The sequence below is a fragment of the Paraburkholderia sp. BCC1876 genome (assembly GCF_902833695.1).
Taxonomy (GTDB): domain Bacteria; phylum Pseudomonadota; class Gammaproteobacteria; order Burkholderiales; family Burkholderiaceae; genus Paraburkholderia.
The window spans coordinates 591,990-607,424 of record NZ_CADFGI010000004.1 but is presented as its reverse complement, the minus strand read 5'-3'; the positions used below and the strand labels follow the sequence as shown (position 1 = coordinate 607,424).

At 63.4% G+C, this 15,435-nt stretch carries 13 protein-coding genes; 12 read left to right on the top strand and 1 reads right to left on the bottom strand.

The window, feature by feature from the left end; translation table 11 throughout:
* Positions 1-42: 42 nt before the first annotated feature.
* Positions 43-1,116 (bottom strand): MBL fold metallo-hydrolase, encoded by a 1,074-nt coding sequence (locus HWY05_RS18060; protein WP_176059116.1) that lies wholly within the window; start codon positions 1,114-1,116, stop codon positions 43-45.
* 221 nt (positions 1,117-1,337) lie between these two features.
* Between HWY05_RS18060 and HWY05_RS18055 the strand changes: the two genes are divergently transcribed.
* The 12 genes from HWY05_RS18055 (at position 1,338) to bioB (ending at position 15,403) form a co-directional block, all read left to right on the top strand.
* Positions 1,338-1,742 carry a MerR family DNA-binding transcriptional regulator gene (locus HWY05_RS18055; RefSeq protein ID WP_035553825.1) on the top strand — a complete coding sequence of 135 codons (405 nt, stop codon included), beginning with the start codon at positions 1,338-1,340 and terminating at the stop codon, positions 1,740-1,742.
* Positions 1,743-1,821: 79 nt separating this feature from the next.
* Positions 1,822-3,660, top strand: coding sequence for a bifunctional isocitrate dehydrogenase kinase/phosphatase (aceK, locus tag HWY05_RS18050; protein WP_176059115.1), 1,839 nt, complete (start codon positions 1,822-1,824; stop codon positions 3,658-3,660).
* A gap of 106 nt (positions 3,661-3,766) precedes the next feature.
* Positions 3,767-4,528 carry a carbonate dehydratase gene (gene can / locus HWY05_RS18045; protein ID WP_176059114.1) on the top strand — a complete coding sequence of 254 codons (762 nt, stop codon included), beginning with the start codon at positions 3,767-3,769 and terminating at the stop codon, positions 4,526-4,528.
* A 7-nt stretch (positions 4,529-4,535) separates the two neighbouring features.
* Positions 4,536-5,744 carry an acetyl-CoA C-acetyltransferase gene (locus HWY05_RS18040; protein ID WP_035562473.1) on the top strand — a complete coding sequence of 403 codons (1,209 nt, stop codon included), beginning with the start codon at positions 4,536-4,538 and terminating at the stop codon, positions 5,742-5,744.
* 86 nt (positions 5,745-5,830) lie between these two features.
* Entirely contained in the window at positions 5,831-6,508 is a 678-nt protein-coding gene (locus HWY05_RS18035) for an SDR family oxidoreductase (protein WP_176059113.1), read from the top strand.
* A gap of 12 nt (positions 6,509-6,520) precedes the next feature.
* Entirely contained in the window at positions 6,521-7,651 is a 1,131-nt protein-coding gene (locus HWY05_RS18030; protein WP_176059112.1) for an acyl-CoA dehydrogenase family protein, read from the top strand.
* 7 nt (positions 7,652-7,658) lie between these two features.
* On the top strand, positions 7,659-8,108 hold the full coding sequence (locus tag HWY05_RS18025; protein WP_176059111.1) for a YchJ family protein: 450 nt from the start codon (positions 7,659-7,661) through the stop codon (positions 8,106-8,108).
* Positions 8,109-8,682: 574 nt separating this feature from the next.
* The gene (locus tag HWY05_RS18020; RefSeq protein ID WP_176059110.1) at positions 8,683-9,969 is read left to right on the top strand and encodes a CocE/NonD family hydrolase; all 1,287 of its coding nucleotides are present in this window, start codon (positions 8,683-8,685) and stop codon (positions 9,967-9,969) included.
* 1,043 nt (positions 9,970-11,012) lie between these two features.
* Positions 11,013-12,377: an adenosylmethionine--8-amino-7-oxononanoate transaminase gene (bioA, locus tag HWY05_RS18015; RefSeq protein WP_176059109.1), complete on the top strand. Its 1,365-nt coding sequence runs from the start codon at positions 11,013-11,015 to the stop codon at positions 12,375-12,377.
* On the top strand, positions 12,377-13,561 hold the full coding sequence (gene bioF / locus HWY05_RS18010) for an 8-amino-7-oxononanoate synthase (RefSeq protein ID WP_035553841.1): 1,185 nt from the start codon (positions 12,377-12,379) through the stop codon (positions 13,559-13,561). Before bioA ends, bioF begins: the two co-directional genes overlap by 1 nt.
* Entirely contained in the window at positions 13,558-14,289 is a 732-nt protein-coding gene (gene bioD / locus HWY05_RS18005) for a dethiobiotin synthase (RefSeq protein ID WP_176059108.1), read from the top strand. The genes bioF and bioD overlap by 4 nt, the downstream gene beginning before the upstream one ends.
* 34 nt (positions 14,290-14,323) lie before the next feature.
* A complete protein-coding gene (bioB, locus tag HWY05_RS18000) occupies positions 14,324-15,403 on the top strand; it encodes a biotin synthase BioB (protein ID WP_176059107.1) in 1,080 nt (359 codons plus the stop codon).
* Positions 15,404-15,435: the final 32 nt, after the last annotated feature.

Sequence of the window (15,435 nt, the reverse complement as noted above, 5' to 3'; positions counted from 1 at the left end):
ACGAAACGCACCGGGCTTTTTTTATCGACCCACTAACGCTCTTTAGACCGGCGAAAAACGGATCACCCCATCCTCACTCTGCTCACGCTTCAACTCTCCCGCAAGCCACAGCAGATGCAAATGCGCGAGCGCCTCGCCCATCGCAAACGTCATCTGATGGATATCGAGCTGGCGCTTGAACATGAGCGGCACGATATCCGCGGCGCTCTGCGGTTTCTCCGCGCAAGCCTCGCGCACTTCGGCCAGGCGCGCATCGTGATGCTCGCGCAACTGCCGGATACGCGTGCGCACGCCGCGAAACGGTTTGCCATGCGACGGCAACACCAGCGTGTCTTCCGGCATCGTCTCGTAACGGCCGAGCGATTCCAGATACAACGCGAGCGGCGTGCCCTCCGGCTCCATATCGAACACAGACACATTGGTCGAAATTCGCGGCAACACCATGTCGCCGGAAATCAGCACGCCGGTCTCTTCGCAATACAGGGCGCAGTGTTCCGGCGAATGACCGAAACCCGTCACCACATGCCACGTCTTGCCGCCGATCTTCACGCCATCCGCTTCACGCAGACGCCGGTACTGCCCCGGAATCGCCGGCACCAGACTCGCGTAATAGCTCTTGCGATTGCGCAGTTTGTCGAGCGACTCTTCATCCGTCACGCCGTGCCGCGCGAAGTGTCGCGCCGCGCCCTCGCCACCCGCGTTCGAGCCGTCGCCGGCCGCCATTACGCGTGCCTGCATGTATTCGCCGAGGGTCATCCACAGCCGCACATCCCAGCGCTGTTTGTCGCCGCCCGTGCAAATCCAGTGCGCGAGACCAATGTGGTCCGGATGGCAATGCGTGACGATCACGCGCAACACCGGCAGACCGTCGAGCACCGTGTCGAACACCGTCTCCCAGTTCTCCTTGATCGTGTCCGACGTAATGCCGCAGTCCACCACCGTCCAGCCCTGCTGACCGTCGATCTCGTCGCGCAACAGCCAGAGGTTGATGTGGTCCAGCGCGAACGGCAGCGGCATGCGTAGCCAGAACACGCCGGGCGCGACTTCCAGCGCGTGGCCTGCGTCCGGCAACGTGTCGTTGAACGGGTAGTCGAGTTGATGTTCGAGTGCATTCATTGTGGGTGTCTTCCTCCGTCGGCCGTCCGGCATGGCGAGGTGTGCGATGCCGGACGGCGTGGTTGCGGCACGCTCGTGCCGTAGTGCGCCGTGTTTGCTGCCGGTTACTGCCGGGTTTCTACCAGGTTCCTGCGGGTGTTGCGTTCAGCTCAAGTTGACGATAACGTAAACGTCGATTCTATCGTCCAATCCGATTTTCTGCCCGGCCACGAGATGCCCCGATGAACACGCAATTCACGATCACCGAGCTCGCACGGGAATTCGACGTCACGCCGCGCGCGATCCGTTTCTACGAAGACCAGGGTTTACTCTCGCCGAGCCGCGAAGGATCGAGCGGTTTGCGGCGCGTCTACTCGGCCCGCGACCGCACGCGCCTGAAGCTCACGCTACGCGGCAAACGGCTCGGCTTCACGCTGTCGGAGATACGCGATCTGCTCGACGTGTACGAATCGCCGACCGACACCGTGCCGCAATTGCACGCGTTCCTCGCCACGGTGGCGCGGCATCGCGACGTGCTCGAACGTCAACTGGAAGATCTGAACGCGACGCTCGAAGACCTCGCGCAATACGAAGCTCAGGCGCGCGTGCTGCTGGAGAACGGCACACGCGAAACCAGGCACGCATAAGCGGCGCGATGCGTCGCGGGCCCACCCGGACGATACAATTCTGGGTGTCTTCACGACATGAGGCGAATGCACGGTCGACATGAATCACTTCCCTAAACTGCTGTCGTCGCAAATCGGCTTTGACGTCGCGCAGACCATGCTCGAAGGATTCGACCGGCACTATCGGATCTTTCGCGACGCCGCGATCCACGCCAAGACGCTGTTCGAGAAAGCCGACTGGCATGGCCTGCAAAAGCTCGCGCGCGAGCGCATTACCTCGTACGACGAGCGCGTCGAGGAATGCGTCGAACTGCTCGAAGACGAATACGACGCCGAGAATATCGACGACGAAGTCTGGCAGCAGATCAAGCTGCACTACATCGGCCTGCTGACCACGCACCGCCAGCCCGAGTGCGCGGAAACGTTCTTCAATTCCGTGTGCTGCAAGATCCTGCACCGCTCGTACTTCAACAACGACTTCATCTTCGTGCGCCCGGCGATTTCGACCGAGTACATCGAGAACGACGAACCGGCCGCGAAGCAGACGTATCGCGCGTATTACCCCGGCAAGGACGGGCTGGCCGCCACGCTCGAACGCGTCGTCACGAATTTCCAGCTTGAGCCGCCGTTCGAGGATCTGACGCGCGACGTGAGTTGCGTCATGCAGACCATCCACGACGCGTTCGGCGCGTTCGACGAAGCGCCCAATTTCCAGATTCACGTGCTGTCGTCGCTGTTCTACCGGAACAAGTCGGCGTATATCGTCGGGCGGATCATCAACGGCGATCTGCTGCTGCCGTTCGCGGTGCCCTTGCGTCATGTGAAACCCGGCGTGCTCGCGCTCGACACGGTGCTGCTCAAGCGCGACCAGTTGCTGATCATCTTCGGCTTTTCGCATTCGTATTTTCTGGTTGATATGGAAGTGCCGTCCGCGTACGTGGAGTTTCTCGGCACGATCATGCCGGGCAAGCCGAAGGCGGAAATCTATACGTCGGTGGGTCTGCAAAAGCAGGGCAAGAATCTCTTCTATCGCGACCTGCTGCATCATCTGTCGCATTCGAGCGATCAGTTCATCATCGCGCCCGGTATCAAAGGGCTCGTGATGCTGGTGTTCACGCTGCCGTCGTTTCCGTATGTGTTCAAGCTGATCAAAGACCACTTCCCGCCGCCGAAGGAAACCACGCGCGCGCAGATCAAGGAGAAGTATCAGCTCGTCAAACGGCACGACCGTTTGGGCCGCATGGCCGACACGCTCGAATATTCGAGCGTCGCGCTGCCGCGTTCGCGACTCGATGAAGCGCTCGTGCGCGAACTCGAAAAGGAAGTGCCGTCGCTGATCGAATACGACGGCGACAATCTGGTGATTCGCCACATGTATATCGAGCGCCGCATGGTGCCGCTCAACCTGTTCCTGCAGAACGGTACGGACCAGGACGTCGAACACGGCATCAAGGAATACGGCAATGCGATCAAGGAACTGATGCAGGCCAACATTTTCCCCGGCGACATGCTGTACAAGAACTTCGGCGTGACGCGTCACGGCCGGGTGGTGTTTTACGACTACGACGAAATCGAATATCTGACTGACTGCAACGTGCGCGCGGTGCCGGCGCCACGTAACGAAGAAGACGAAATGTCGGGCGAGCCGTGGTACTCGGTCGGCCCGCACGACATTTTCCCGGAGACGTACGGCACGTTCCTGCTCGGCGACCCACGCGTGCGCCGTTCCTTCATGCAGCATCACGCGGATTTCTTCGGTCCCGCGCTGTGGCAACGGCACAAGGATCATCTACTGAAAGGCGAACTGCCCGACTTTTTCCCGTACGACGACAGCGTGCGCTTCTGCGTCCGCTATCCGGAACGCTTCGCCGATGCGGCTTCGTCCGCACCGGCCGCGCCGGATGCTTCAGCCGACGAATCCAACGTGCGCGCCGCGTGAAACGCGCGCGCTGAGTGCTGCACGGAATGCCGCGCTGAATGCCTCGTCCGAACCTCATGCAACGACACCGGCCGGTCCATCGGTCGAGCAAACGCCCAGACACACCATGAACACGAAAGCCAATCCGTCTCCCCACCCGCTCGCGCATCTGTTCGACAACAACGACGCGTGGGTCACCCGCAAGCTGTCCGAAGACCCCGAGTATTTCTCGCGTCTCGCGCATCAGCAAACGCCTGAATACCTGTGGATCGGCTGCTCCGATTCACGTGTGCCGGCGAACCAGATCATCGGCCTGCCGCCGGGTGAAGTGTTCGTGCACAGAAACATCGCCAACGTGGTGGTGCATACCGATCTGAACTGTCTGTCGGTGATTCAGTTCGCCGTCGATCTGCTGAAGGTCAAGCACATCATGGTGGTCGGCCACTATGGCTGCTCGGGCGTCGGCGCGGCGCTGCACGGCCGGCGCGTGGGTCTCGCGGACAACTGGCTGCATCACGTGCAGGACGTGCGCAGCAAGCATGCCGCGCTGCTCGAAAACTGGCCGCTCGGCGAAGCGCGGCACCGTCGTCTGGTCGAACTGAACACGATCGAACAGGTGATGAACGTGTGCCGGACCACCATCGTCAACGACGCGTGGGCACGCGGTCAGGAACTCACCGTGCACGGCTGGGTGTATGGCGTGCACGACGGCAAGGTGCGCAACCTCGGCATGGCGATCAGCGACGCGGCCACGCTCGACGCGACCTACAAGGATTGCATCGCGGCCGTCGCGGCCGGCGGTGCGTACAAGGAAGACAACGACGCGGCCCGGCTCGGCGACGTGCCGGCGATCGTCGAAGGTGTGATCAAGGAGCTTAAACATGATTGAGGCAAGCATGAGTGAGACAAACATGAACCCGACGCAGAACGATCCGATCGTCATCGTGGGCGTAGCCCGCACGCCGATGGCGGCTTTCCAGGGCGACTTCGCGTCGCTGACCGCACCGCAACTCGGCTCGATCGCGATCGAAGCCGCGGTGCAACGCGCGGGCCTCAAGCCCGAGCAGATCGACGAAGTGGTGATGGGCTGCGTGTTGCCCGCCGGCCTCGGCCAGGCGCCGGCGCGGCAAGCCGCGTTGGGTGCCCATCTGCCGTTGAGCACCGGCAGCACGACCGTCAACAAGATGTGCGGCTCCGGCATGCGCGCGGCGATGTTCGCGCACGACATGCTGGCCGCGGGTTCCGTCGATGTGATCGTGGCGGGCGGCATGGAGAGCATGACGAACGCGCCGTATCTGTTGCCCAAGGCGCGCGGCGGCATGCGCATGGGTCACGGCCAGGTGATCGATCATATGTTCTACGACGGCCTCGAAGACGCCTACGAAAAAGGCCGTCTGATGGGCACCTTCGCCGAGGAATGCGCGGGCTCGTATGAGTTCACACGCGAGGCGCAAGACGCGTTCGCGATCGAGTCGCTCAACCGTGCAAAGCGCGCGAACGAAGACGGTTCGTTCGACTGGGAAATCGCGCCGGTCAAGCTGGAAAGCCGCAAGGGCGAAGTGACCGTCGATCACGACGAGCAGCCGTTCAAAGCGAACCTCGACAAGATCCCGACGCTCAAGCCCGCGTTCAGCAAAACCGGCACGGTGACGGCGGCAAATTCGTCGTCGATTTCCGACGGCGCCGCCGCGCTCGTGATGATGCGCGAGTCGACCGCGAAGCGCCTCGGCGTCGAACCGATCGCGCGCGTGGTCGGCCACTCGACCTTCGCGCAGGAACCGGCGAAGTTCACCACCGCGCCGGTCGGCGCGATTCGCAAGCTGTTCGAGAAGAACGGCTGGCGCGCGGAAGAAGTCGATCTGTTTGAAGTCAACGAAGCGTTCGCCGTGGTGACGATGGCCGCGATGAAGGAACACCATCTGCCGCACGAGAAGGTCAACGTGAACGGCGGCGCCTGCGCGCTGGGGCATCCGATCGGCGCATCGGGCGCGCGGATTCTCGTCACGCTGATCGGCGCGTTGAAGAAGCGCGGCCTGAAACGTGGCGTCGCGACGCTGTGCATTGGCGGCGGCGAAGCGACCGCGATGGGCGTTGAGCTGGTTTAACGCGTGGATTGCCGCATTCGCTGCGGCGTTCTTCGCGGCGTTCATTGCCGTACTCGTTACGGCATTCGAAGAATCGAGGTGAGTCGATGAAGTCAGTGTTGATTGTCGGTGCGTCGCGCGGCATCGGCCAGGAGTTTGCGCGGCAGTACAAAAAGAGCGGCTGGCGCGTGCTCGCCACCGCGCGCGACGGCGCCGCGCTCGACGCGTTGAACGCGCTCGGTGCCGAGACTTTTTCGGTCGACATCACCTCGGAAGAAGACATCGCCGAGCTCGGCTCGCAGCTCGATGGAGAACGACTCGATGCGGCAATCGTGGTGTCGGGCGTGTACGGCCCGAACACCGAAGGCATCGAAGCGATCTCCGCCGAAGACTTCGACCATGTGATGCGTACCAACGTGCGTGGCCCGATGCAATTGATGCCGCTCCTGCTGCCGCTCGTCGAAGACGCCGGCGGCGTGTTCGCGGTGATCTCCAGCAAGATGGGCAGCATCGGCGACGCGAGCGGTACGGCCGGCTGGCTGTATCGCGCGAGCAAGGCGGCCTTGAACGACGCGCTGAAACTCGCGTCGCTCGAAGCGCGCCGCGCGACCTGCGTCTCGTTGCATCCGGGCTGGGTACGCACCGACATGGGCGGCGCTCAGGCCGCGATCGACCCGGCGCGCAGCGTCACCGGTATGCGCGAAGTGCTCGCGCAGGCCGCGGCCCTACACGAAGACTTCAACGGCCGTTTCTATCAATACGACGGCACACCGCTCGACTGGTGAGGAGACAGATTCATGGTGCTTGATCAGGATCATTCGATGGTCCGCGACGCGCTGCGCACCTTCGTGCGCGAAGCCGTCACCCCGCACGCGGCCGCGTGGGACCGCGAGCGGACCTTTCCGCGCGACGTGCACCGGCAGCTCGCCGAACTCGGCGCTTACGGCGTGCTCGTGCCCGAAGCGTACGGCGGCGCCGGCATGGACGCGCTGGCGCTCGCGCTGATCCTCGAAGAAATTGCTGCCGGCGACGGCGGGACGTCGACGGCGATCTCCGTCAATAACTGCCCCGTGTGCAGCATCCTGCTCACCTACGGCAACGACGCGCAGAAACGCGACTGGCTGACGCCGCTCGCGCGCGGCGAGATGCTCGGCGCGTTCTGTCTGACCGAACCGCAAGCGGGCTCCGACGCGTCGGCGCTACGCACCACGGCGACCCGCGACGGCGACGCGTACGTGCTGAACGGCGTCAAACAGTTCATCACGAGCGGCAAGAACGGCAACGTCGCGATCGTCATGGCCGTGACCGACAAGGCGGCGGGCAAGCGCGGCATCAGCGCGTTCATCGTGCCGACCGACACCCCAGGCTATGTCGTCGCGCGCGTCGAAGACAAGCTCGGCCAGCATTCGTCGGACACCGCGCAGATCGTTTTTGAAGAGTGCCGCGTGCCGGCCGCGAACCGGATCGGCGCGGAAGGCGAAGGCTATCGGATCGCGCTGTCGGGGCTCGAAGGGGGACGCATTGGTATCGCGGCGCAAAGCGTCGGCATGGCGCGCGCCGCCTTCGAGGCCGCGCTGGCCTATGCCAAAGAACGCGAGAGCTTCGGCGTGCCGCTGTTCTCGCACCAGGCCGTGCAATTCCGCCTCGCCGACATGGCGACGCAACTCGAAGCCGCACGCCAGTTGATCTGGCACGCGGCTTCGTTGAAGGATGCCGGTCAGCCGTGCCTTACCGAAGCGGCGATGGCCAAGCTGTTCGCCTCCGAAGCCGCCGAGCGCATCTGTTCAGCCGCGTTGCAGATTCACGGCGGCTACGGCTATCTGAGCGATTTCCCGGTGGAACGGATTTACCGCGACGTGCGCGTGTGCCAGATCTACGAAGGCACCAGCGATATCCAGAAGATCCTCATCGCGCGCGGGCTAGGTTGAAAGTCTGATGAATAAATCATTGTTGTCGACGCAACGACCTGTCGACTGCCCATGCGGCGGCGCCGCTCCCGATCAACGCAGCGGCGCCAAAGCGCCCCGTTTCGCGCAATGCTGCGGCCGCTATATCGACACCGGCGAAGCAGCGCCGCGCGCGCTCGAACTGATGCGCTCGCGCTATAGCGCGTATGTTGTGGGCGCAACGGATTACCTGCGCGCCACCTGGGCGCCGCAGACCTGTCCCGCCGACCTCGACGTCGACCCGGCCGCGCCCGACGCGCCGCGCTGGCTCGGACTGCAGATCAAGGCTTTCGCCGAGACCGACGACGGTCACGCCACCGTTGAATTCATCGCACGATACAAGGTGGGGGGACGCGCGCATCGGCTGCACGAACTGAGCCGCTTTGTCCGCGACGAGGATGGCCGTTGGCGTTACGTCGACGGCGACGTCAGCGAATAGTCCGTAACCTTTCAGCGCCTTACGCGGCGCAGCGGCGTGGTTTTCACCGTGTTCACATAGGGCCCTGTATAAGGGCCTTTTTTTTCGTGTTGGCTCAGCACGACAACACACGCGACGGATCGCATTGCTTCGCACAGCCAGACACCCGCGAGGCCTGCGTTTCGCGGCATTTGGCAGGCCGATTGGCGGGCGGCAATTTTTTCGTCGCGGGTTCTCCTTGATTGCACAAAACAAAATTGTCGTGCCAGGATGAGTCCGTAGCTTCATGACGTCACGTTGCGAGAGAGGGTCCATACCACTCCGCAAAATGCGCAGGGCGCTCTGCCGAGCACCAGATAGTGTGGGTTCGGCGGCAGTGTCGGGCAGCAACCGTGGCGCTCATCATCGGCGCGTGGGGTCGCGTCGGCCGTTTGGGTTCATCCCGTGCGATCTCGATTAGCGTGCGTGCGCCTGGCGCATAACGTACGCGAGTGTGTTTTTGTGTGTCGAAACAAGCTGAAAGGAAACTGTCAGCGACCAATTCGACAGACAAACACCACGGTGTTCAGGGCAGGATTTTGAGGCAGGTGCGTCAATGGTGTTCAGCAAGATTCTGACGAAGTGTGCGGTGATGTGTGCAACGGCCACGTGCGCGGTTGCACTCGCGCATGCCGACCCGCTCGCCGACACCCAGGCGGGCCCCTTGACCCGCGCGCACGTGCCGCGCATTGCCCTCGACGACGATGTCTATCTGCCCACCGCGGGCCTGAACGAACAGATCATTCGCGTACCGGTCGACGCTGCCGGCTCGGTCACGCTCGAAACGACGATTTACAAACCGGACGGCGCAGGTCCGTTTCCGATGATCGTCTTCAACCACGGCAAGATTCCCGGCGATCCGCGCACGCAGGAACGCAGCGACCCGCTGCCTTTCGCGCGCGAGTTCGTGCGTCGCGGCTACGTGGTGGTGGCACCGAACCGCCAGGGCTTTGGCCATTCGGACGGCGTGTATCAGCAGGACGGTTGCGATGTCGAGCGCAACGGCGTTGGCCAGGCTGGCGACGTCGCCGCGACGATCAATTTCATGTCGAAGCAGCCGTATGTGGACGCGTCGCATATCGTGGTGGCGGGCACGTCGCATGGCGGCTTGGCAACGATGGCTTACGGCCCTGAGGCCGCGCCGGGTGTGCGGGCGTTGATCAATTTCTCGGGTGGTTTGCGGCAGGATGCGTGCAAGGACTGGCAGGGCAATCTGACGCGGGCGTTCGGCACGTACGGTGAGAAGACCCGCGTGCCATCGCTGTGGATGTACGGCGATAACGATTCGGTGTGGAATGCGCCGCTGGTGGCGGGCATGTATGCCGCGTATGGCGCGCATGGCGCGAGCGCGAAGATGGTGGATTTCGGCAACTACAAGAACGACGCGCATCGGCTGGTTGGCGATCGTGACGGCGTGCATGTGTGGTGGCCGGCGGTCGAGGCGTTCCTTGCGCAGGTTGGGATGCCGACGGGCGTGCAGTATCGGGTCGAGGATCCTTCTGCGCCTAAGGCGAGTGGGTTTGCTGCTGTCGACGCGGTCGATTCCGTGCCTTATGTCGATGAAGCCGGGCGGAATGGGTATCGGAATTTCTTGCATCAGTATCCGAGTCGGGCGTTTGCTGTTTCTGATTCTGGGGCGTGGTCGTGGGCTGAAGGTGGGGATGATCCTAATTCGGTTGCTGTGGCTAATTGCCAGAAGCAAAGCGTCGCGCCTTGCCGGTTGTATGCGGTGGATAACTCCGTTGTTTGGGGGGATGGGTCTTCGCAGACGGCTAGTGGGGGCGAGGGTTCGGGGGCTGCTTCTGGCGCTGACGCGCGGCGGGCTATCGCTAGTCGGGAATAGAGCGCTGGCCGCGTAGCGCGGTTTTGAGGTCGTTGCTTTGGCCTTTCCTTGCTGTCTTAGTGGTCTATTAGCGTTGCCCCTGTGCGGGGCGGCACTCACTTTTCTTTGCCTGCCGCAAAGCAAAGTAAGCAAAAGAAAGCGGCTCAAACCGCTAACCATTAAGCGGGGTCCCCGCACAGTCACAGTAGTGGCTCATCTGGAATCCGTGCCCTCGCACATTTGGCGGTAGCGGCACAGCAGTCATTCCTCCGGTGGCGCTCCGCGCCCCGACCAGTCGTTCTTCAAACCACCTGCAATTTCTAGGGCTTTCGGTCTTTCGATTGCCCCACCTCTTCGCGTGCGTGGCGCTTCAAAATTGCGGGCATTCTGCGCGCCCGTAGCCTCCCAAATCATCCACGTTCATCGCCTCTCCAATGGCCCGGCTGCGCGACTTGCAGCCGCCAGTTATGAGCAAACCGTTTGGCAGCCCGAGCACCGTCAGCACGTATACGTGCTGACGGTGTGTGAACGATCGTTGGGGCGCGCGCAGCGCCGCCGGAAGAATGACTGCTGTGCCGCTACCGCCAAATGCGCGAGGGCACGGATTCCAGATGCACCACTACCCATCGCGGACCACGGGCCCCGCTTAATGGTTAGCGGTTTGAGCCGCTTTCTTTTGCCTACTTTGCTTTGCGGCAGGCAAAGAAAAGTAGGTGCCGCCCCGCACAGGGGCAACGCTAATAGACCACTAAGACAGCAAGGAAAGGCCAAAGCAACGACCCCAAAACCGCCCCACGGGCCCAAAACCCGCACTTAGCCATCAGATTCCCGCCCACAAGGTCGAACTACTTTGCCGTCGTCAACTACGCCGATTAGCGACCTTTTCAAAGCAAACCACCCAACCTGCCGCAAACGTCGCCAAACCCCAGCGCCGCAGGCAAAAACACCCCCACACCCGCTAGTGCACAGCACGAAAGAAACAGCTAATCTCGACCCCGCGCGTCAGCCAAAAACCGCCACGCGCAGCGCAAAACCAGCAGCAAACCAGCACCCGGAGCACCGCATTGAACAAGCCAGCAGAACCCACCACCACAAACCCTGACGACTGGGTCGCCCGCAGCCTGCGCGCCGTCTGGCACCCTTGCACCCAGATGAAGCATCACGAGCGCCTGCCGCTCGTCCCCGTCGCGCGTGGTCAAGGCGCGTGGCTCTACGACCGCGCCAACCATCGTTATCTGGACGCGATCAGCTCCTGGTGGGTCAACCTGTTCGGCCACGCCAATCCCCACATCAATGCGGCCCTGAAAGACCAGCTCGACACCCTCGAACACGCCATGCTCGCCGGCTGCACGCACGAACCGGCCATCGAACTCGCGGAACGCCTCAGCGCCCTCACCGACAACACGCTCGGTCACGCGTTCTTCGCGTCGGACGGCGCATCCGCCGTCGAAATCGCGCTGAAAATGAGCTTCCACTCGTGGCGTAATCGCGGCTTCGCCGACAAGCAGGAATTCGTCTGCGTCGCCAACAGCTATCACGGCGAAACCATCGGCGCGCTCGGCGTCACCGACGTCGCGCTCTTCAAGGACGCCTACGATCCGCTGATCCGTCACGCCCACGTCGTGGCATCGCCCGACGCGCGTCTCGCGCAACCCGGCGAAACCGCCGCCGACGTCGCACGTCGCGCACTCGACAACGTACGCTCGCTGCTCGAAACACGCGCCACGAAAATTGCCGCGCTGATCGTCGAGCCGCTCGTGCAATGCGCGGCCGGCATGGCCATGCACGACGCGTCGTATCTCGCGGGATTGCGCGCCCTGTGCGACCAGTACGGCGTGCATCTGATCGCCGATGAAATCGCCGTCGGTTGCGGACGCACCGGTACGTTCTTCGCGTGCGAACAGGCCGGCATGTGGCCGGACTTTCTGTGCCTGTCGAAAGGCATCAGCGGCGGCTATCTGCCGCTCTCGATCGTGCTGTCGCGCGACGAAATCTACGCGGCCTTCTATCACGACGACACCGCGCGCGGCTTCCTGCACTCGCACTCGTACACCGGCAATCCGCTCGCGTGCCGCGCAGCGCTCGCCACGCTCGACCTGTTCGTCAGCGACAACGTGCTCGCCGTCAACGCGCAAAAATCCGCGACGCTGAAGGCCGCGCTCGCGCCGCTCGCCGATCACAAACAGGTGCGCAATCTGCGCCAGTGCGGCACGATCTTCGCGTTCGACGCCGTGATCGACGATCCGCAGCAAGCCCGCACCTTCTCACGCCGTTTCTTCGACAACGCGTTGCAGCGCGAACTCCTGCTGCGCCCGATCTCGACCACGGTGTATCTGATGCCCCCTTACATCCTCGACGACGAAGAACTCGCGCTGCTCGCCTCGCGCACGCGCGAAACCTTCGAAGCCACGCTCACAGAGGCCCGTTAATGCATCTGCTCGACACACTCAAAGCAGGCCTGAAGGACATCGACGACCACGGCCTGCGCCGCCGCCGCCGCATCGCGGATACCGCATGCGCGGCGCACATGACCGTCGACGGCCGCGCGATCATCGGCTTCGCCAGTAACGACTATCTCGGCCTCGCCGCGCATCCGCAGTTGATCGCGGCCATCGCCGAAGGCGCGCAACGCTATGGCGCGGGCAGCGGCGGTTCGCATCTGCTCGGCGGCCACTCGCGCGCGCATGCGCAACTCGAAGACGACCTCGCGGCATTCGTTGGCGGCTTCGTCGACAATGCGCGCGCGCTCTACTTCAGCACCGGCTACATGGCGAACCTCGCGACGCTCACCGCACTCGCGGGCCGCGGCACGACGCTGTTCTCGGATGAACTGAACCACGCGTCGCTGATCGATGGCGCGCGGCTGTCGCGCGCCGACGTGCAGATCTATCCGCACTGCGATATGGACGCGTTGGGCGCGCTGCTCGAAGCGTCGGACGTCGCCGTCAAGGTGATCGTGTCGGACACCGTCTTCAGCATGGACGGCGACGTCGCGCCGCTGACGCGTCTGCTCGCGCTCGCGGAACAGCACGGCGCGTGGCTGATCGTCGACGACGCGCACGGCTTCGGCGTGCTCGGTCCGCAAGGCCGCGGCGCGGTCGCGGAAGCGGCGCTGCGCTCGCCGAATCTGATTTCGATCGGCACGCTCGGTAAAGCGGCGGGCGTCTCGGGCGCGTTCGTCGTCGCGCATGAGACCGTGATCGAATGGCTCGTGCAACGCGCGCGTCCGTACATCTTCACCACGGCGTCGGTGCCGGCGGCCGCGCATGCGGTGTCGGCGAGCCTGCGCATTATCGGCGGCGAAGAAGGCGACGCGCGACGCGCGCATCTCCAGCACCTGATCAAACGCACGCGCGCAATGCTGAAAGCAACGCCGTGGCTTCCCGTCGATTCGCACACTGCCGTGCAACCGCTGATCATCGGTGAGAACGACGCGACGCTCGATATCGCGGCCACGCTCGACCGCGCCGGTCTATGGGTGCCGGCAATCCGTCCGCCGACCGTGCCGGCCGGCACGTCGCGCCTGCGCATTTCGCTGTCGGCCGCGCATTCGATGGCGGATCTGGATCGGCTCGACGCGGGCTTGCAACAGCTCGGAGCGAAAGCGGCATGAGTAACCTGAATCACAACGCGCTGTCCGTGTTCGTCACCGGCACCGATACGGAAATCGGCAAGACCTTCGTTTCGTCGGCCCTGTTGCGCGGTTTCGTGCGCGCGGGCCTGCAAGCCGCCGCGATGAAGCCGATCGCCGCCGGCGCATTCGAAGTGAACGGCACGTTGCACAACGAAGACGCGGATCAACTCGACGCCGCGTCGAACGTGCTGTTGCCGCCCGACATGCGCACGCCGTATCTGCTGAAGGAACCGGCCGCGCCGCACATCGCAGCCGCGCTGGAAAACGTCACGTTCGATCTCGGCCACATCGTCGCGTGTCATGCGCAGGCGTTGCAGCGCGCGGAGATCGTCGTCGTGGAAGGCGTCGGCGGTTTTCGTGTGCCGCTGACCGCCACCGAAGACACCGCCGATCTCGCCGTCGCGCTGAAGCTGCCGGTCGTGCTGGTGGTCGGCATGCGCCTCGGCTGCATCAGCCATGCGCTGCTCACCGCCGAAGCGATCGCCGCGCGCGGACTCACGCTCGCGGGCTGGGTCGCGAATCGCGTCGATCCGGATATGACGTTCCCCGACGAAAACATCGCCTCGATCCGCGAGCAGCTTGCTCGCGCATACGACGCCCCCTTGCTCGGCATCGTGCCGCATCTGAGCCCGGCTTCGCCCGAACTCGCGGCGGACCAACTCGATATCGACCGACTTTTGCAGACGCTGCGTCACACGCAGCGCTGATCCCCACACACATCTATCCACGAGGATTGACGATATGACGCAACTGAACATCGCTTCGACGCCAGCCGACACGGCCGCCGCTAACAACAACGCCACCGAAGGCGCCAAACAGCTGGCGCGCTGGCGCGTCGCCGACATCGTCGCGCTGTACGAACTGCCGTTCAACGACCTGATGTTCCGCGCGCAGCAAACGCATCGCGAGCATTTCGACGCGAACACGGTGCAACTGTCGACGCTGCTGTCGATCAAGACCGGCGGCTGCGAAGAAGATTGCGCGTACTGTCCGCAGTCGGTGCATCACGACACGGGCCTGCAGGCCGACAAGCTGATGCCGGTCGACGAAGTGCTCGCCGCCGCGAAAGTCGCCAAGGACAACGGCGCGACACGTTTCTGCATGGGCGCGGCGTGGCGTAACCCGAAGGACCGTCACCTCGAACCGATCAAGGACATGATCCGCGGCGTGAAGGCAATGGGCCTCGAAACCTGCGTGACGCTCGGCATGCTCGAAACGCACCAGGCGCAAGCGCTGCGCGACGCGGGCCTCGACTACTACAACCACAACCTCGATACGTCGCCGGAGTTCTACGGCCAGATCATTTCGACGCGCACGTATCAGGACCGTCTCGACACGCTCGAACGCGTGCGCGATGCGGGCATCAACGTGTGTTGCGGCGGGATCGTCGGGCTGGGCGAATCGCGTCGCGAACGCGCCGGGCTGATCACGCAACTGGCGAACATGGAGCCGTATCCGGAATCGGTGCCGATCAACAATCTGGTGCAGGTGGAAGGCACGCCGCTGAGCGGCACCGAACCGATCGATCCGTTCGAATTCGTGCGCACGATCGCGGTGGCGCGTATCACGATGCCGAAGGCGATGGTGCGTTTGTCGGCCGGACGTGAGCAGATGGATGAGGCGTTGCAGGCGCTGTGCTTCCTCGCGGGCGCGAACTCGATTTTCTACGGCGATCAATTGCTGACCACGAGCAATCCGCAAGCCGAAGCCGACCGCAAGCTGCTGGAACGTCTGGGCATTAGCGCCGAGGCCTCGCAGCAAATGCCGGTGGATCAGAGCGGCTGCGAGCAGGGTTGCGACAAGCATGCCGCGCCGAACTGAGCTGCGTTGAATGTGGTGAGTTGATGGAACTC